This is a genomic window from Streptomyces sp. NPDC029151, from assembly GCF_055564315.1.
This window is the reverse complement of the sequence record NZ_JBVHWQ010000015.1, coordinates 17,461-35,603: the sequence shown is the minus strand read 5'-3', so window position 1 is coordinate 35,603 and position 18,143 is coordinate 17,461. Positions and strand designations below refer to the sequence as shown.

The following is an 18,143-nucleotide window of genomic DNA, read 5'->3' as shown; positions in this document are numbered from 1 at the left end:
AACGACAACAAAACGCGCTGGAGACGTGCGCCAGATCGATGTGGCGCCGCCGAGTGAGGTCCACGCGCGGGTTCATAGGACGGGAGTTCAGCAGACGTCCGCCGCTCGGGTCAAGAAGATCCGGGCGGGTCTTGCATTGCGGACGGACACCGTCCGGAGCGGCACCACGCGTCCCGAGCGGCACCACGGCGGCCGCCGACGGGGACCCCGGCAACCGCGGGCACTACGGCGACGGCCGGCCGGACACGGCGGTGAGGTCAGGGGTTCGTCCAGGCCTCGGGGTCAGCCGCGAGGCTCAGGACCTCGTCGGGCAGCTCGGCCGTGGCGACGTGGGCCAGGGTGACCTCGCCGAGGATCTTGCGCACGTTGGCGCGTACGGCGATCCACAGCGGCAGCAGCGGCTCAGCGGGGCCGCAGTAGGAAAGCTCGGGGGGACGCACTCCCCGCACCGACACCAAAGGGCCGTCCGCCACACGGATGACGTCGGCGATGGCGATCGAGTCCGCCGGCCGGGCGAGCCGGTAGCCGCCCTTGCCGCCGCGCTGGCTGACCACGAGACCACCCCGGCGCAGGTCGCCGAGAATGCCCTCGAGGAACTTGTGCGGGATACCCTGCGCCGCGGCGATCGCCTCGGCCTTGAGCGAGGTCTCCTCCCCCGCCGCGGCCAGCTCCAGCGCCGCCCGCACCGCATAGTCCGCCCGCGCCGAGATCCGCATGCCGCGATTATCCCTCACTGCTGTGTTCCGCACGTCACCGGCCGGCCCGTCAGGCGGGAAGGGTGAAGGGCGGGTGCGCGCCGTTGAGGAAGTAGTCCCCGATCTCGCGCAGCCTGTGCACCGCCGGCTCACGCAGGGTGTGTGTCCGGACGTCGCGCCAGAAGCGGTCGAGTCCGTGCCGCACGGAGGCCGCGTCGGTGCCGATGACGTCCAGGGCACGGGTGGTGATCTCCTGGGCGGCCCGGGAGGCGGCGGCCTCCGCCACGCTCGCGAGAACGGCGGCCTCCGCGCCCTCCTCGTCGTCGAGATCGACGCCCTGTGCGAGAGCGCGCAGCAGAGCCTCCACCGCCTGGTCGGCGAGGGCGGAGGCGGCACGCGCGGTGACGGTCAGTTCACCGTAGACGGCCAGGGCGTAGGGATCCTGCGGGGGCCTGTCCGGCCAGGGCTCCGGCGAGAAGGGCTGCCAGGGCGACCGCACGGCCCGTCCGTGCTCGTGGACCTCGGCCAGCAGTCCTTCGGCGATGCCGAGACAGAACTGGGCGGAGACCAGCCGCGCGGTCGGCGCGGCCAGGGAGGCGGCAGGTGACAGGACGTCCTCGTCCGGCGAGAGCGTGCCGAGCACGTCGTCCGCCGCGACCGGCACGGAGCCGAACTCCACGGCGCCACCGGCCGCCAGACGCTGACCGAAGGTGTCCCCGCTGATGCCGCTCACCACTCCCGGGTGGGAGGGGTCGACGAGGACGGCCAGCGGCTCACCGGTGCCGTACTGGGCCGCGCGGACCACCAGTCTGTCGGCGATCCCGACTCCGGCGGCATACCGCTGGTAGCCGTCCAGCAGGTAGCCGTCCGCCGTGGGAGTCAGGATGAGCGGCGGCTCGTGCGAGGTGATGCCGCCTCCCCACCACCACTGCCCCGCTGTCGCGTCCCGCTCGATACGGTCGGCGCGGGCCGCGGGGGCGAAGAACCGGGCGGTGTTGGACAGGAAGTAGTGGCTGCCCAGCAGATGGCCGATGGCGCCGTCGGCCGCGGAGACGGTCCGGATGACCGCGCAGGCCGTACGCCAGTCCCCACCGCCTCCCCCGAGTTCGGCCGGAGCCAGCAGCGTCAGCAGTCCCGACCCGCGCAACAGCGCCACCTCGTCGAGCGGTGCCCTGCCGGCCTGTTCGCGCTCGACCGCGTCCGCGGCCAGGTCGTCGGCCGTCTCACGGGCGATGTGCAGCCAGTCGACCTGCCGGGCTCCCGCGTCGGTCACCTCATGAGCCAGCAGCGTCACAGGCGTGTCCGCTTCGTCCGGCTGCGGCTGTCGCCGTAGCCCAGTGCTGTGGTCATGACGTCTTCCCTCGCAGGACCGAAGTCGGTGCGGCACCGGAGGAGGCGCAAAGTGCGCTGCGCGGTGACGCGTCGGCCCGCTCATCCTCACGCTCCTCGTCACCGACCGTCAACACTTCCCTAGTAATTCGATAGGAATACTAGGGATAGGGGCCGCGCTTGGCTGGTTCGCGCCCGTGAGTGGCGAGTTGGCGACCGCTGCGACAGGCCGGGCGGTCGTGGCCTCTCCGGGGCTGACGCAGCGACGACCCCGTGCTCGTCGTCACCGGCGACCTGCCCGGCACCGGCGAGACCACGCTCGCCCGCCTCCCGGCGGCCCGGATCGGAGCGGTTCGCCCGCGGGTCGACACCGGCACCGTCGAGCAGGTGGTCGTCCGCGCCGGAGGGGCCGCCGGGAGGGCTCGGAAGAGGGACCGGTGACGCTTCACGGCCTCATCGACCGGGCCCCGGCAGGACGCGCACCCGACGCGGTGCCGTCAGCCGTGCGCTCGCCCTGAGCGCTGGGTGAACGTCGCGCGGTAGGCGCTGGGCGTCAGGCCGGTGCGTCGGGTGAGGTGCTGCCGCAGGGAGTCGGTGGTGGCGAGGCCGCTGAGGCGGGCCACCTGGTCCATGGGCCAGTCGGTCGTTTCCAGGAGCTCCTGGGCGCGCAGGACGCGCTGATGGAGCAGCCATTGGAGCGGGCTGAGGCCGGTCTCCGTATGGAACTTGCGGGTCAGGGTGCGGACGCTGGTGCGGGCGTGGGCGGCGAGTTCGGCGCGGGTGAGTGGTTCGTACAGGCGTTCCAGTGCCCAGCTGCGGGTCGCGGTCAAGGACGTCGCGGTCTCGGGTGGCAGTGGTGCCTTGATGAACTGGGCCTGGCCTCCGGGTCGTACGGGCGCCGCCACCACCAGACGGGCGACCTCGTTGGCCGTCGCGGCGCCGTAGTCGGTGCGCACCAGGTGCAGGCAGAGGTCGATGCCGGCGGACAGTCCGGCAGAGGTCAGGAAGGTGCCGTCCTCGACGTACAGGACGCCGGGGCGAAGGTCGACGGCGGGGAAACGGCGGGAGAACTCCTCCGACTTGGCCCAGTAGGTGGTGGCGCGGCGGCCGTCGAGCAGTCCTGCCTCGGCGAGTACGAAGGCTCCGGTGCAGATCGAGGCGATGCGTTTGCCGGCGGCTGCGGAGTGACGCAGCACCGACAGGACGTGGGGGTCGATGTCGTCGCGGGCCGCGGTGCCGGTGACGATGACGGTGTCGGCGTCATCGACGGTCTCAAGGCCGTGGGGGACGCTGACCTGGAGGCTGCCGTTGGTGGCGACGGCCCCCGGGCGGGCGGTGCAGATCCGCACCTGGTAGCCGCGGGTGCCGTCGACCCACGTCTCCCCCAGCACGAGTTCGGGGATGGACAGGTCGAAGGTGGTGGCCGGGGGGACCGCGACGACAGCGACTCGGTGCATGGCCCGAACCTCCAGATGGTTGGCATTCGGGCCACTACCCTAATGATCGCCTCGGGCGGAAGGTAGGGAGCACGTCGTCGCGGCCGTCGGAGCCGGCGGCAGCGCCCACCACTGCGACCGGGGAGAGCACCGTGTCCTTGCACGTCATTGTCGGAGCCGGAGCCACCGGATCGGCCACCGCCCGTCTGCTGGCCGCCGCCGGTGAACGCGTCCGGCTCGTCACCCGCCGTGGCAGCGGGCCGGTGCACGAGCGGATCGAACGGGTCACCGCCGACGCTACCGACACCGCGCGGCTGACCGAACTGGCCCGCGGCGCGACCACCTTGTTCAACTGCGCCATGCCGCCGTACGACCGCTGGCCGGCGGAGTTCCCGCCACTGGCCGCCGCGCTGCTGGCCGCGGCCGGACACACCGGCGCCGACTACGTCATGCTCGGCAACACCTACGGCTACGGCCCCACCGACGAGGCCGCCCGCGAGGACCACCCATTGGCCCCCACCAGCGTCAAGGGCCGGGTCCGGGCCCGGATGTGGCAGGCGGCCCTGGCCGCCCACGAGGCCGGCCGGGTGCGCGTCACCGAGGTCAGGGCCGGCGACTTCCTCGGCGCGGACGCCTACTCTCCCTTCACCCTCATGGTGGGAGCGCGGGTGCTGGCCGGAGCGCCCGCCTTCTACCCGGGCGACCCCCACGCCCCACACAGCTGGACGTACACCGTCGACGCAGCGCGCACACTCGTTGCGGCAGCCCGGCACGAGGAGTCCTGGGGCCGCGCCTGGCACGTGCCCTCCACGTCCGAGGCGCCGGCGGGCGAACTGGCCGCGCGCCTGGCGGCAGCCGCCGGCGCGCCCGTCCCGCGGCTGGAGCGGATGACGAAGGCCGAGCTGGAGGAGATCGGACGGACCGATCCGGTCATGGCGGAGTTCACGGAGATGCTCTACCTGTACGACCGCCCCAGCGTCCTCGACGCATCACTCACAGCGAAGACACTGGGCATCGAGCCCACCCCGACAGACGAGGTCCTGGCCGAGATGGCAGGACAGCGGACCAAGCCCGTGGCCTGAGGGAACGGACCACCGCATCGCGGTCCCCTGACCCCGGAGGTGCCGGCGGTCGGGTCCGAGGCCGGAGGTGCCGGCGGTCGGGTCCGAGGCCGGAGGTGCCGGCGGTCGGGTCCGAGGCCGGAGGTGCCGGCGGGCAAGTCCAAGGCCGGAGGTGCCGGCGGTCGGGTCCGAGGCCGGAGGTGCCGGCGGGCAAGTCCAAGGCCGGAGGTGCCGGCGGTCGGGTCCGAGGCCGGAGGAAGCCCGGTCGAGCAGAGGCCGACCGGGCTTCCCGCCGCAGTGCGCCCCCGCCGCCTGCCGACCCCGCCTGGCCCCGTCGTACCGGCGCCGCATCCGCATGCGGACTTCGAGGCGCTGCCCCCTGGGCGGCGGGTTCGAAGAATGCGATCATGGGCGGGTCGTGTTCGTTCGCCCGTGAGGTGATTTCTTGAGGAAGGTGGCACTGCGTCCCTACGCACTGTTGCCTCGGCAGTACGACCACCAGAAGGTTCTGGCGACCACCGTGGACGCCTGGGGCCGGACTCTCTGGTTGATCTGTCCCGATGCGGAACTCCGTCCATGTTCGTACGGCAGGCCCTCCCCCCAGCCTCGTGGCTTCCCGTACGACGCGCTCCTGGTCGTCGACGACCGCGGCGCGGTCCGCGAACAGCCCCTGCGCGACCTGACCTTGCGGGTGACCCATCTCGACGCGCTGCCCAACGGCCGGCTCGTTGTGCACGGGTACGGCGGCGCCGGGGACCGGAACGCCCGGATATACGGGTCGGACGGGCGCCGCCGCCACAGCTTCGCGATGGGGGACGCGGTCGAGTACCTGATGGCGGACCGGCGACACCATGTATGGAGTGCCTACTTCGACGAAGGGGTCTACACCGACCCGGTCAGCGCCGCCGGGCTGGTGCGCTGGGACAGCGGCGGCAACCACCGGTGGGGGTATGCGCCTCCCAAGGGCGTCGAACACATCGACACGGTCTACGCCTTCAACGTGGACGACGGCGTCGCCTGGGCCAGCTATTACCCGACCTTCCCGCTGCTCGAAGTCCGGACCAACGGTGACATCCGGCTACGGCGCACTCCTGTGGTCGCTCCCGCGGGTATGGCCGTGCACGGTGACCACCTCACGATGCTGGGGGGCAACCGACAACCGGACCGCCTGCACCGCTGCCGCCTGACAGGGAGCGAGGCCCTGCCGGTCGAGGAAGCCTGCCTCACCCTCCCCGACGGGGCACCGCTCAAGCGGTATGCGCGCCCTGTAGGACGAGGCCGTCATCTGTACCTGCGTGGCGCGTCAGCCAGGCTGTGGTACGTGACAGGCGTCTAGAGCGTGTCTCTTCGATGGGTTGATTGATGGGTTGATCGGTTGATCGGATGCGCCTGTTCGGTGAGTGATCACTGATGTGATGTGGGACCGGATCGAGCCGTTGCTGCCGGCCGATCCGGTCCGTGGACGACGGTGGGCCGACCACCGCCGGACCCTTGAGGCCCTCGCGTGGAAGTTCGGCCACCGTCTGCGGCGAGGCCGCGTCGGAGGCCGCCCGCCCGGCTTCGACGCTGATACGTACAAGGAGCGCGATACTGTCAAGCGGTGCATCGCCCGACTCAAGCAGTGGGGCGGCCTGACGACCCCGACGAGCTCCCGCGCGCTCGCCTGGACGACGACGCGGCCGCAGTCGCGATCCGCCGCCCGGCCCTCTGATCTTCGGTCCTGGTCAGCCGCCGGGAATCTTCCCGGAGGCGGGCGTAGCGTGGAGTGACGGAGTCAGGGTGGTGCGCCGCGGCGAACAGCCCTGATCATGTCCCCTCCGAGGCCGCACGACACCAGCACGCCGAGCCGTCTCGGGCGCTGTGAGACGGAGAGCCACCCATGCCTCGATCGATGCGCGCGCTCGTAGCCCTGGAGGCCGGTGAACCCACCGATGTCCTGCGGCTGGACTCCCGGCCTGTGCCGACACCGAAAGCCGGTCAGGCACTGATCCGGGTGAAGGCGACTCCTGTGCACGCCAGTGACCTGCACGCGCTGCGCGGCCGTTACGGCTTCTCCCCCGAGTTCCCCGCTGTCGGGGGCTACATGGAATGTGTGGGTCACATCGAATCCCTGGGTCGGGACACCGAAGGACTGAAGGCCGGTGAGCGCGTGGTGGCCGCCGCGATCCCGGCCGTACCCGGGCCCCCCGTCGCCGGCACCTGGCAGGAATATCTCGTGGCCGACGCCCGAAGACTCCTTCCGGTACCCGACCACCTGAGCGACTCGACCGCCTGCCAGCTCGCCGTCAACCCGCTGACCGCACTGCTCCTCGTGACGCGGGAACTCGACGTGCAGCCGGGCGAATGGCTGCTGCAGACGGCCGCGGGCTCCACCGTCGGGCGGCTCGTCGTCCAGCTGTGCCGGCACCTGGGCGTTCGCACGATCAACGTCGTTCGTCGTCGCAGCGCTGTCGAGGAGATCGCAGCGCTCGGCGGTGACGCGGTCATCTGCACCGAGGACGAGGACCTCGTGCCGCGTGTGGCCGAGACGACGGGACCGGCCGGCGTGCGGAAGGCCGTCGACTGTGTCGCGGGTCCCGTCGGCGCCCAGGTGTCCCAGGCACTGGCTCCTGGAGGCGAGCTGGTGGTGTACGGCGCTCTCTCCACCCACCGGCAGACCGACCCCGCGGCACTGACGATCCCGCTGCAGGCACGCTCGGTCATCTACGAGACCAAAACGGTCCGTGGCTTCTGGCTGAACCGCTGGTTCGGCAGCGCCTCACCCGAAACCGTGCGGCGCGCCCTGGCCCGGGTCCGCGATCTCGTCGCCGACGAGGTGCTGAGCATCCCCGAGGGGCGGCCCTTCCCTCTCGCGCGTTTCGCCGAAGCCGTCACGCTCGCCGAAGCACCTGCCCACGGCACCAAGCCACTGTTCGTCTTCGAAGGCGGCCGGACCGAGGACGAGGGGTAGGGAGCGGCCCTGCCGGTGCGACCACGAGGTTCCGGAGCCACCGGACGAAGCCCCGTCGACCGGCCGGCGCGGTACGCCGGTGTCCACTCGTCTCGACGCACCGCGCGGCGTCGGCGGATGCTCACCGCCACCTGGTCCGAGCACCCTGTTCCAGACCCCGCTCTGCCCGGCCCCTGCCGGTCCCCTCACCCGGGCCCGGCTCCTCGCACGGTCACGCCACGCATGGCGAGACGCAGCTCCTCGAACAGGTCACGCAGCTCGCTCGGCATACGGGGCGCCACGCTCGCGCCCACCTCCAGCAGGAGCCGGACGCCATCCCGGAACTCCTTGTGGCCGGTGGGCTCGTCCAGCATCCGCGCCACCTCGGTCAACGGAACGGCGATGGAGGCCTCGACCTCGTCCGGGAGGCTGTCGAGGTAGACGTCGTCCTCGGTGAGCACGAGGTCCACGATGCGGCGGGCGGCTTCGCCGACGGGTGGTGGACCGGGATCGAGCGGCACGGTCACTCCATGTCAGTCAGCGAGCCTTCCACCTTGACGGCACGTTACCTGCCGGCCGCAATGCCTGGTGCAGTGCCGGCGGTGAGCCGGCGTCGGCGCCGTCGATGTTGCTCGTGCCCCGGTCGCGGCCGGGACCGCGCAGCGCGACTCCAGGCCCGTTCAGCACCTGGCCGGTGTCTGCGCGTGGGCGGGCGGTCGAGCGGCCGCGCACTCCGTGCCGGCGGCCGTCGCGGGTCGTGACAGTCCTGACGTGCCACGCCCGGGTTCGAACCGGGGGCGGGGACGTGACGACGCGTTCGCAGGGGGAGTTCGGGCCGCTACGATCACGTGTGTGACCGCTCCGGAACCGACCATCCTCGCCACGTCCGGAGGGCACCGTGCCGGCACGCGCACCCGGCTGCTCTTCGACGCCCTGGTCCACCACGCGGTCGACCTCTCCGGCGTACACGGCAGACGGCCCCGCGTCCTGTACGTCGGCACGGCGACCGGTGACGCCGAGCACGTGACGGCGCGGGTGGCGGAGGCGGCCCGGGTGGCGGGCTACGACCTCACTCCCCTGCAACTGTTCCCCATGCCGAACGTCGAGGACGTCGAGGGCACGGTCCTCGCGCACGACGTGGTCTGGGTGATGGGCGGTTCGGTGGCGAACCTGCTCGCCGTGTGGCGGGTGCACGGCCTGGACGTGATCATGCGGCGCGCTTGGCGGGCGGGTGTGGTGCTGGCCGGGATCAGCGCGGGTTCCATCTGCTGGTTCGAGGGTGGCGCGACGGACTCCTTCGGCCCCGGGCTGCGCCCGGTCACCGACGGCCTGGGCCTGCTGCCGTACGGCAACGGCGTGCACTACGACTCGGACGCGGGCCGGCGTCCGCTGATCCACCGGCTGGTCGCCGAGGGCGCCTTCCGGGCAGCCCACTGCACCGACGACGGGGTGGGTCTGGTCTATCGGGGCACCGAACTGGTCGAGGCCGTGGCGGAAGTGTCGGGCAAGGCGGCCTACGTGGTGAGCCGCGCGGGCGCGGGGACGGTGGAGGAGCGGATCGAACCGCGGCTGCTGCCGACGCCCAGGTTCTGAGCGGAGCCGGGCACCGCCGGGGGGACGCGCGGCCGGCCGTTCCGGCCGGTGCGGGGCGTACGTCCACGGCAGTTCCCCGTCGGTACGGGGGGGCCGTCCACGGTGATCACCCCCCTCGTCGTGCGGGGCGCTCACCGCGGGCCCATCCGTACGGGGCGTCCACGGCCGGCACCCCTCATCGGTGTAGGGCGTCCCGTAGCGTTCCCCCATCGGTGTAGGGCGTCCCGTAGCGTTCCCCCATCGGTGTAGGGCGTCCAACGGCGTTCCCCCATCGGTGTGGGGCGTCCTCCGGTGGCCGTTCCCCCTCGGTGCCCGGTGCGCAGGAATATGGGGGTCACTTCCCCATGTGGGGATCACGGGGGTCTGGCACCGTCTTGCTCCGTGACTGAGACCGCCGACCTCCCGGCTCCCCGCACCGCCGGCCTCCCGGCTCCGTTCGACGCCCGCCTGCCGCTCGCCTGGTGGGCCCCGGCGCTGACCCTCGCGGAGCGGCTCGCAGCGCCCGGCGTCCCGGCGGCGCCCACCGGCCCCGGCACCGGGCACGCTCCCTGGAGTCTGGGGGACGCCGAGGGCTTCGCCCTGCGCCTGGCCCACCTCGGGGTGGACGGGGCGACCGCGGCGGCCCTCGCGGCGGAGAGCGCCGAGCACCTCGCCGAGCGCGCGGCCAAGCCCCACTGGGCCGACTTCGCCGAGGCGGCACTGGCCGCCGCCCCCGAGAGCCCGGACGAACCGGCCCCGGACGGCGTGGGGCCCGAGGTCTTCGCCGCCGTCGTACGGCCGCTCGTCACCCCGGCCGCCGACCGGCTCGCCCGCCGCACGACGGACGCCACCGCGCGCGAACAGGCGGTGTGGCGGGAGGCGTTCGAACGGCGGCTGACCGAGCAGCTGACCCGGCAGGCCGCCCGGACCCTGGTCCATGAGCTGTCCCGGGCCCGGCGCGCCCGGCGGCTCGACGGCGCGGGCCCGCGTGAGCGGTTCGCCTCGTTCGTCGCCGCCACCGGCAGTCGCCGGGGCCTGTCCGCGCTCTTCGCAGCCTACCCGGTGCTGGCCCGGATGCTCGCGCAGACCGCGCTGGACGCGGCGGACGCCGCGGCGGAGCTGGTGACGAGGTTCCAGGCCGACCGGGAGGACCTGGTCACCGGCCTCCTCGACGGGCGCGCGCCCGGTGCGCTGGCCGGGGTGGACCTCGGTCTGGGCGACGCCCACCAGGGCAACCGGGCGGTCGCGGTCCTGCGCTTCGCCGGTGGCGACCGGATCGTGTACAAACCCCGGCCGCTCGAGCAGCACGCCCTGCTGGACGACCTGGCGGCCTGGCTCGGGGCCAAGGTGCCCGGCCTCGCACTGCGGACGCCGCGCAGTGTGCGCCGGCCGGGGTACGGCTGGCTGGAGTTCGTGGAACACCGCTGGTGCCGGTCGGTCTCCGAGACCGATGCCTTCTACCGGCGCCAGGGTGCGCTGCTGGCCCTGCTGTACGCGGTGGACGGCGCCGACATGCACTACGAGAACGTCATCGCCTGTGGCGACCAGCCGGTCCTGGTGGACGCGGAGACCCTGCTGCACACGGGCCTTCCGCAGGCCACGACGGCCGGTGCCGATCCGGCCGCGGACGCCCTGCACGCCTCCGTGCACCGCACCTGTCTGCTGCCCCACCTGCTGATCGGCGAGCAGGGCGCGCTGGACATCTCCGCGCTGGGCCGGAACACCGCGGGCACCTTCCCGAGCGAGGGCCTGCACTGGGTGGACAGCGGCGAGGACACGATGCGGGCCGTACGGGGAGCGGTGCTCAGCCCGGCCGCGCAGAACCAGCCGCTGCCCGCGGGGGCGCCCCTGGAAGGGGCCGACCACCGGGCGGCCCTGCTGGAGGGGTTCCGCGCCGGCTACACGGCGCTGGCCGCGCACGGTCGTGAACTGCTCGCCCCGGGCGGGCCGCTGGCGGAGCACGCGGACAGCCCCGCGCGGCTCATCGTGCGTTCCACCCGCCTCTACGCCACGCTGCTGGAGGAGTCCGCCCACCCTTCGCTGCTCGGCGACGCCCTGGCTCGCGAGGGTGTGTTCGCGGTGCTGTGGACCGAGTCCGCGCACGACGAGGCGCGTCGGCGCCTGGTCGAGCACGAGACCGCGCAGCTGTGGCGCGGCGACGTCCCCCTGTTCGTGCATCGGCCGTCCGGTACAGGGGTCCGGACGGCCGATGGCACCTGTTTGCCGGACCTGCTGCCGGTGGCCGCCCTGGCCGCGGTCGGCGAGAAGCTGGCCCGGATGGACGAGGTCGACTGCCACGACCAGGAGTGGGTCATCTCGGCCACACTGGCCGCCCGTGGCACCGGTTCGCCCCTGGCGCGGCGTTCCGAACTCGCCCTCGCCCCGCTGCCGGCGGTCGTGCCGGACGCCTCGCGACTGCTGGCCGCCGCGTGCGGCGTCGCCGACGAGATCGCCGCCCGCGCGGTGCGCGGCGGCGGCCGGACCAACTGGCTGGGCCTGGAGCAGGTGTCGGGGCCGCACTGGGCCGTGCTGCCGATGGGGGCCGGGCTGGGTCAGGGCTACTGCGGGGTGGCGCTCTTCCTGGCGCAGGCGGACGCGCTGACCGGGGCCGGGAGGTATGCCGTGCTGGCCCGGGAGGCGGTCCGGCCGCTGCCCGCCCTGATGAAGGCGCTGGCCGCCGATCCCGAACTGAGCGCGGCGGCCGGGCCGGGCGCCTACTCCGGGCTCGGCGGCATCGTCCACGCGCTCGTGAGGCTGTCGGCGCTGCTCGGTGAGGACCTGACGGGCTGTCTGCCGGACGCGCTCACCGCGCTCGGGCACGCCGTCGCCGCCTGCTCCGATCCCGGGCTGGCCGGTGGCGCGGCCGGGGCGCTGACCGCCGCCGTCGCCGCGTACGGGGCGACCGGGGCACCCGAGGCCCTGCGGCTGGCCGACGCGGTGGCGGACCTGCTGCTGGCAACGGTGCGCGGACAGGAGCGGCCGGACCCGTCCGCGGACGCCGCGGACCTCGGTGACGGGTCCGGGCCCGGATTCGCGGGCGGGGCGACCGGATACGCGGACGGCGAAGGCGGATTCGCTCACGGCGCGGCCGCGCTCGCGGACGAAGGACCCGGATTCGCGGACGGCGCGGCCGGGATCGGCTGGGCCCTGCGGCGTTACGCCGGCTGTCGGCCGGAGCGCGCCGCCGCGCACGCGGGGGCCGCCGACGCGCTGCTGCGTGCCGCGGTCCGCGCGGTACGGACCGCGCCCACGGACCTCTCCTGGGTCTCCGGGCTCGCCGGTGTGGCCGCCGCCGCGCCTGCGAGCGCCGCCGGAGCGCTGACGTCCTGCCTGGCGAAGAGCGAAGTGCGGCCGGGTCTGAGCCTGGGACGGGGCACGCTCGGCACGCTGGAGGCGCTGGCCACGCTCGCCGGGCGGGGCGACACGGTGGCCGCCGGGGCGCTGTCCCGGTGTTCGGGGCAGGTGCTCGCGCTGGTCGAGGCGCAAAGCCACCAGTGCGCCACTCCCGACCACGTCCCCTCGCCCGGGCTGTTGACGGGGCTGTCCGGCATCGGCTACGGGCTCCTCCGTCTCGCCCGCCCCGACACCGTTCCGTCCCTGCTGCTCCTGGAGGAGCCCGGTCGCTGACGGACCGTCTCCCCACCCCCGCCCACACCGCTCACGGCCGGCGCACGAACGCTGCGTCCGCGCCCGTGTGCCGGTCGCCGTCGTGCTCACCGGCGTCGGCACGTTCGGCACCTCGCTCCCGCGCCGCGGTGGCACCGGGGCGGTTCGGGCGGACGAGACGGCGAGGGCCCGGGCCCGGCACGTCGCGGTGCTGGTGGGGCCGGTACGCGGTCGCGCGACCTGCCGTGGGCCGCGATGTCCGATTACTATCTGCGCTCATGCGTTCCCATGCGCCTTCTCTGGTCGGACGGGACTCCCAACTGGCCCTGCTCGAACGTGCCCTGGCCGAAGCGCGCGAGGGCCGCGGCGGTGTCGTGTTCCTGGTGGGAGAGGCCGGTGTCGGCAAGTCGCGGGTCGCCGCGGAGGTCGTCGGCGGGGCACTGGGCGCCGGGATGCGGGTGCTGCGGGGCCGCAGCAGCACCACGGGACCGGCCGTACCGTTCCGACCGCTCACCGAAGCCCTGATGTCGCTGTTCCGCGGTGGCGAACCCATGGACGACCTGCCCCTCGGCCCTTACCGGCCGGTGCTCGGGCGGCTGATCCCGGACTGGGACACCGGGGAACGGGACAGCAGTTCCATGGTGATCCTGGGTGAGGCCGTGCTGCGCCTGCTCATCGCCGCCGGGCGCGGGCAAGGCCAGTTGCTGCTGTTGGAGGACCTGCACGACGCCGACCCCGAAACGCTCGGCGTTCTCGAATACCTGGTGGACAACCTGGACTACTCGCCCGTCCTGCTGCTCGCCACGGTCCGGACGGATTTCAGCGACGCCCTCGACCTCGCGCAGTCCGCCCGCCGGCGCGGCGCCGCCGCCCTGGTGGAACTGCCGCCGCTGACCCGGCCCCAGACGCACGAGATGATCGCGGCGCAACTCGGGGCCGACGGCCCGGAGCAGGTGCCCCCGGCGGTGCTGGAGCGGCTGTGGGAGGACAGTTCGGGGAGCCCGTACCTGGTCGAGGAGCTGCTCCAGTCGATGATCGGGGCCGGCACCCTGGTGCGGGGCCCGGAGGGCTGGCGGGCCGTCGGCGACCTCCGCAGCGACGTCTCCTCGTCGGTGGCGCGTGGCATTCTGCGGCGTATCGACCGGCTCGGCGCGCAGGGCCTGACCCTGCTGTCGGCCGCCGCCGTGCTCGGACGGCGCTTCCCGCTCACGGTCCTGCAGCGCATGACCGGCGTCGACGACCGGGCCCTGCTCAGCCATCTGCACGCCGGGGTGGCCGCGCGGCTGGTGGTTCCCGACGAACCCGCGCCGGACTGGTACTCCTTCCGTCACTCGCTCACCGTGGAGGCCCTGTTCACGCAGATGACCCCGGGGCTGCGCGCCGACCTGGCCCGGCGGGGCGCGGAGGCGGTCGAGGAACTGCATCCGGACCTGGCCGGTGACTGGTGCCCGCTCGCGGCCGGACTGCGCAGCACGGCGGGCGACAAGGTGGAGGCCGGTCTGCTGTTCGCGGACGCGGGCGAGCGGGCGCTGGCGGCCGGGGCGCTGGGCTCCGCCGTCACCCTGCTGAGCCGGTCCGAGACACTGCTGGCCGACGCCGGCGATCCGCAGTCGCGGGCCACGGTGCTGGAGAACCTGCTGCCGGCCCTCGCGGAGGCCGGTGACTTCGCCCGCGCCCTCGCCCTGGCCGAGGACCTGCACGCGCTGGACGGCTCGGGGCTGAGCCCCGCCCGCCTGGCCACGCTGCACACCCGGCTGGCCAAGGTCGCCCACACGGCGGGCCGGTGGAGCGACGGCAACCGGCAGATCGCGCGCGCCCGTGAGGTGCTGGCCGCGGCACCGGACGAGTCGGTCGCCGCGGCCGTGGACGTCACAGCCGCCTACCTGGCCCTCGACACACCGGGGCCCGACCGGACCCAGCACGCGGAGAAGCTGGCACGGTCCGCCGCCGACACCGCCGAACGGCACGGTCTGCCCGTCGTCGCCTGCCAGGCCCGGGAGCTGCTCGCGACGGTGGCCCGCGAGCGGGACCCGGAGGAGTCGGCGGCGATGCTCGGGCAGGCCCTGGCCACGGCGGAGCGCCACCGTCTCCCGCTGCAGCGGATGTACGCGGCCACCCGGCTCGGCGGCAACGCCTGGCTGGCCGACGGCGACACCGCGGGCCTGCTGGCGGTCCGTGAGGAGGCCCTGCGGCTCGGTTCGGTGAACATCGTCCACACCGTGGACGGCATCCTCGTGCTGGACGCGGTGCTGCGCGGCCGCTACGACGACGCCCGGTCGGCCGCCGCCGAGTGCATGGCCGTCGTACGAAGGCTGCGGCTCGCACCCGTCGTGCGGTACGTCCTGATGGCCCAGGCCGTCCTGGCGGCCCACCACGCGGACCGCGCGGCGATGGAGCGGTCGCTGGCGGCCTTCGCCGAGTGGGACGGCGCCGGTTCGCAGGAGGAGGCGCTCGGCCGCGGTCTGGCCCGCGCCTTCTGCGCCCTGCTGGAGGAGGACCGCGGCCTCGCCCGGGAGGAGCTGCGGCAGGTGCTGGCGCTGGAGGCGGGCAACCCCTCGACGTACCATCTCGGCGGCACGCACGGCCTGGTCCTGCTGCTGGACGTGCTCGCCGGGGACGCGGACCGGGCACGGCACGAGGAGATCACCGCCACCGCCGTCGCCCGGATGCGCTGGAACCGTCAGTTCGTGCTGCTGAGCGACGCCGTGCTGCTGGGCCGCGAGGGGGCGGGTGAGCGGGCGGCGGCCGCGGTGGAGTCGGCGCTGGCGGTGGCCGAGCCGTACCCGCTGGCCCTGCATCTCGGGTTGCGGCTGATCGCGGACGCGGCGCACCAGGACGGCTGGGGCGATCCGGTGGGCTGGCTGCGGCGGGCGGAGCACTACTTCCACGAGCGGGACGTCCAGGCCGTCACGGGCGCCTGCCGGGCGGGGCTGCGCCGGCTCGGCGCCTCCGTGCACCAGCACCGCACCGGTACCAGCGGTATCCCCGACCAGTTGCGTGCCCAGGGCGTCACGGTGCGGGAGTTCGAGGTGTTCCGGTTACTGGCGGAGCGGTTGAGCAACAAGGACATCGCGGACCGGCTGTTCATCTCACCGCGCACGGCGGAGAAGCACATCGCGAGTCTGGTCACGAAGACGGGGGCGGCGAACCGCGCGGAGCTGTGCGCACAGTCGGCCGCCCTGCGGGACGCGTAGGGTTCCCCGGCCGCCCCGGCGAGTGGGCCCGCGGCGGCGCGGGACGGGGTGGAGGCCCTGTACGGGGGGCCGTACCGCGTCCGTGAGGGGCCTTGACCGGTCGTTCGGTGCGGCCGGGTCCCCGGCGTCGGTCGTTCCCGCGGGCACGGTGCCGTGCGCCCCCCGCTGTCGGTGGGTGCGAGGTGCGGCCGGGTCGGCCGCCTCCGGCGTCCGGCGCGGGGCGCGGCGTTCAGTGCGGGGCCGATACCGAGGTGTCGATCGAGGTCAGGGTGATGACGAGTCCGCTGGTGAGGACCATGCCCGCCAGCACGCGGGCTCGGGCGCAGGCGCGGTTGCGGCCCGACAGGGTGATACCGCCGGCGGCGTCCGTGTCGGCGTCCGGGCGGGCGGGGAGGTCGGCGGGGGCGGAGGAGGCAGCGCGGCGGAGCTCGGCCATGGTGAGGAACCTCGTGTCTGTGAGGGCGGGTGCGGGAAGGCGGGCGGGCGGCGTCGGGAGGTCCGCCCGGTGACTCTCAGCGTGCGATGGGCAGGTCGGTACGGCGAAGTCCGGTGATCGCCGTGGGGCGGGCGCCGGTGCGGAGCGGGTCGCGGCCGGTCCCGGCCTGGAGGATCGCGGCGGCCCGCCGGGCGGGAGCCGGGTGGTTCGCGCTGGGGTGGGCCGCGGGTGCGGCTGCTCGGGTCACGAGAACAAGGTCACAGATGCGGTGGGGGCCCGCATGGGGAACTGTCCCCCATATTCTCCGGCGGCCCTGGTCCGGTGCCGCCCGCCGATGGGGGGCGGGGGGTGCGGAGCGCTCGGTGTCGAGCGGACGAGGGGTCGGGCCGTGTCGCGGTGACGGGGTGAAAAGCGCAGGCCGGTGACGTACGGGCGGCCGATGACGGGGACGGGCGCCGGGTGGGTGGGGGGTGTGCGGGGCGGGTGGCCGGCCGTGCGGGTATATGGGGGCGTGCACGCCCCGACGCGCACGCCCCCGTGGGCACGAGGCGGCGGGGCGACGGCCGGCGAGGGGGCCGGTGTGCGCGGGGGGGTCCGGTCCGCACTCCGGACGCGGGGGCCCTCGCGGCCGGGGTGCCGCCTGCGGGCGCGAGGGCCGTCGCTGGTGGTGCGCTCGCCCGCCCCGGGCGCGGTCGTCCTGGGAGAACTTGGGGGATCGGCCCGCATCCGCCGTCACGGCGGCTCCCGTTCTACTGGTCTCCGGCCGGCGGCCCGCGGTCATGTCCCGAGAGAGCGCCGCCGGCCCGGTCTCGACCCGTGTCCCACAGCCAACAGGTGCCGTACGACAAGACATACAGGAGTGGACGACATGCGGACCTCTCTGGGTATCGACCCCGTTGCGCGGAGTGTGTACATCGCCATGGTCGACCGGCCCGGCGCGAAGGTGTCCGAGCTGGCCGAGCATCTGGAGGAGAGCGAGGAAGCGGTCCGGAACGGGTTGGAGCGGCTGTCCGCGCTGCTGCTCGTCGTTCCGGGGGACTCCGCGAGCGGCTGGCGTCCGGTCGATCCGGAGGTGGGGCTGGCCGCGATGCTCGCCCGGCAGCAGGACGAACTGGCCCGCCACCGCCTCCAGGTGGAGGGCAGCCGGCTGGAGGTGACGCGGCTGCTGTCGGAGCGCGGGCGGCGCGGCCCGGCGGGCGTCCCGGACGTGGAGTGGCTGGCCGGCGCGGACGCCGTGTGGCGGCACGTCGCCTCTCTCGCCGAGGAGTGCGCGAACGAATGGCTGAGCGTCGGACCGGCCGAGCGGCTGGACGCGGCGGCCCTCGGCGCGGGCCGCCCGGTGGACGGGATACTGCGGCGGCGCGGCGTTCCCGCACGGTCCATCGTGCTGGAGAGCGTCCGCAACGACCCCGGGGAGACGGAGCGCCTGCGCAGCACGGAGGAGTGCGGTGGCACCGTCCGCACCCTGCCGTCGCTGCCGGTGTGGATGATCCTCTCCGACCGCAGGCACGTCGTGGTGCCGGTCGTCGGCGGCCGCAGCGTCGTGGGCGCGATGGCGTGCGGTGTCGAGTCGGTCACGGAAGCCTTCTCGACCCTGTTCGCCCGGCTGTGGAAGGAGGCCCTGCCGCTCGCGGAGGCGCGTCCCCGTACCGGCGGCAACCTCTCCCTCCAGGAGCAGCATGTCCTCCGGTTGTGGGCGCAGGGGCTCACGGACGCGGCGGCGGCCCGCAGGATGGACGTCTCGCTGCGCACGGTGCGCCGCCTCTCGGAGAAGCTGACCGACCGCTTCGGTGCTCAGAGCCGGTTTCAGCTCGGTGCCCTCGCGCTCGCCAGCGGCGGCATCCGCGCCGAGGACGTGGCCTGATCCGCCCCGCACCGGGCGGGA

14 protein-coding genes and 1 pseudogene are annotated in these 18,143 nt (G+C 74.1%); 9 read left to right on the top strand and 6 right to left on the bottom strand.

Going from position 1 to position 18,143, the window contains the following annotated elements; all coding sequences use genetic code 11:
* Positions 1–257: 257 nt before the first annotated feature.
* Both ACZ4VF_RS35655 and ACZ4VF_RS35650 read right to left on the bottom strand, forming a co-directional pair.
* Positions 258–716: an RrF2 family transcriptional regulator gene (locus ACZ4VF_RS35655; protein WP_467931234.1), complete on the bottom strand. Its 459-nt coding sequence runs from the start codon at positions 714–716 to the stop codon at positions 258–260.
* A gap of 49 nt (positions 717–765) precedes the next feature.
* Positions 766–1,989, bottom strand: coding sequence for an acyl-CoA dehydrogenase family protein (locus tag ACZ4VF_RS35650; RefSeq protein ID WP_467931233.1), 1,224 nt, complete (start codon positions 1,987–1,989; stop codon positions 766–768).
* 308 nt (positions 1,990–2,297) lie between these two features.
* Here ACZ4VF_RS35650 and ACZ4VF_RS35645 point away from each other — a divergent pair, with 308 nt between their 5' ends.
* Positions 2,298–2,465, top strand: coding sequence for a hypothetical protein (locus ACZ4VF_RS35645; protein ID WP_467931232.1), 168 nt, complete (start codon positions 2,298–2,300; stop codon positions 2,463–2,465).
* A 56-nt stretch (positions 2,466–2,521) separates the two neighbouring features.
* On the opposite strand, the gene ACZ4VF_RS35640 is transcribed toward ACZ4VF_RS35645, so the two are convergent.
* Positions 2,522–3,481 (bottom strand): GlxA family transcriptional regulator, encoded by a 960-nt coding sequence (locus ACZ4VF_RS35640; protein WP_467931230.1) that lies wholly within the window; start codon positions 3,479–3,481, stop codon positions 2,522–2,524.
* A gap of 131 nt (positions 3,482–3,612) precedes the next feature.
* Here ACZ4VF_RS35640 and ACZ4VF_RS35635 point away from each other — a divergent pair, with 131 nt between their 5' ends.
* From ACZ4VF_RS35635 to ACZ4VF_RS35620, 4 genes and pseudogenes are all read left to right on the top strand, one after another.
* Positions 3,613–4,542, top strand: coding sequence for an NAD-dependent epimerase/dehydratase family protein (locus tag ACZ4VF_RS35635; RefSeq protein ID WP_467931229.1), 930 nt, complete (start codon positions 3,613–3,615; stop codon positions 4,540–4,542).
* Between the two features lie 433 nt (positions 4,543–4,975).
* The gene (locus ACZ4VF_RS35630; RefSeq protein ID WP_467931327.1) at positions 4,976–5,857 is read left to right on the top strand and encodes a hypothetical protein; all 882 of its coding nucleotides are present in this window, start codon (positions 4,976–4,978) and stop codon (positions 5,855–5,857) included.
* A 79-nt stretch (positions 5,858–5,936) separates the two neighbouring features.
* Positions 5,937–6,035 (top strand): annotated as a pseudogene (locus ACZ4VF_RS35625) (IS5/IS1182 family transposase); the annotation flags it as partial.
* A 365-nt stretch (positions 6,036–6,400) separates the two neighbouring features.
* Positions 6,401–7,471, top strand: a complete 1,071-nt coding sequence (locus tag ACZ4VF_RS35620) for a zinc-dependent alcohol dehydrogenase family protein (RefSeq protein ID WP_467931228.1) — start codon at positions 6,401–6,403, stop codon at positions 7,469–7,471.
* A gap of 185 nt (positions 7,472–7,656) precedes the next feature.
* Here the strand turns inward: ACZ4VF_RS35620 and ACZ4VF_RS35615 are convergent, their stop codons facing one another.
* Entirely contained in the window at positions 7,657–7,971 is a 315-nt protein-coding gene (locus ACZ4VF_RS35615; RefSeq protein WP_467931226.1) for a hypothetical protein, read from the bottom strand.
* 331 nt (positions 7,972–8,302) lie between these two features.
* Here ACZ4VF_RS35615 and ACZ4VF_RS35610 point away from each other — a divergent pair, with 331 nt between their 5' ends.
* The 3 genes from ACZ4VF_RS35610 (at position 8,303) to ACZ4VF_RS35600 (ending at position 15,822) form a co-directional block, all read left to right on the top strand.
* Entirely contained in the window at positions 8,303–9,043 is a 741-nt protein-coding gene (locus ACZ4VF_RS35610; RefSeq protein ID WP_467931225.1) for a Type 1 glutamine amidotransferase-like domain-containing protein, read from the top strand.
* Positions 9,044–9,424: 381 nt separating this feature from the next.
* Positions 9,425–12,649, top strand: coding sequence for a type 2 lanthipeptide synthetase LanM family protein (locus ACZ4VF_RS35605; RefSeq protein ID WP_467931224.1), 3,225 nt, complete (start codon positions 9,425–9,427; stop codon positions 12,647–12,649).
* A gap of 257 nt (positions 12,650–12,906) precedes the next feature.
* Complete coding sequence (locus ACZ4VF_RS35600; RefSeq protein WP_467931222.1) at positions 12,907–15,822, top strand: helix-turn-helix transcriptional regulator; 2,916 nt, start codon at positions 12,907–12,909, stop codon at positions 15,820–15,822.
* A 229-nt stretch (positions 15,823–16,051) separates the two neighbouring features.
* Here ACZ4VF_RS35600 and ACZ4VF_RS35595 read toward each other — a convergent pair whose 3' ends face one another.
* Both ACZ4VF_RS35595 and ACZ4VF_RS35590 read right to left on the bottom strand, forming a co-directional pair.
* Positions 16,052–16,258: a hypothetical protein gene (locus tag ACZ4VF_RS35595; protein ID WP_467931221.1), complete on the bottom strand. Its 207-nt coding sequence runs from the start codon at positions 16,256–16,258 to the stop codon at positions 16,052–16,054.
* 76 nt (positions 16,259–16,334) lie between these two features.
* Positions 16,335–16,505, bottom strand: coding sequence for a hypothetical protein (locus ACZ4VF_RS35590; protein WP_467931220.1), 171 nt, complete (start codon positions 16,503–16,505; stop codon positions 16,335–16,337).
* Positions 16,506–17,126: 621 nt separating this feature from the next.
* Here ACZ4VF_RS35590 and ACZ4VF_RS35585 point away from each other — a divergent pair.
* Complete coding sequence (locus ACZ4VF_RS35585) at positions 17,127–18,122, top strand: LuxR C-terminal-related transcriptional regulator (protein WP_467931218.1); 996 nt, start codon at positions 17,127–17,129, stop codon at positions 18,120–18,122.
* Positions 18,123–18,143: the final 21 nt, after the last annotated feature.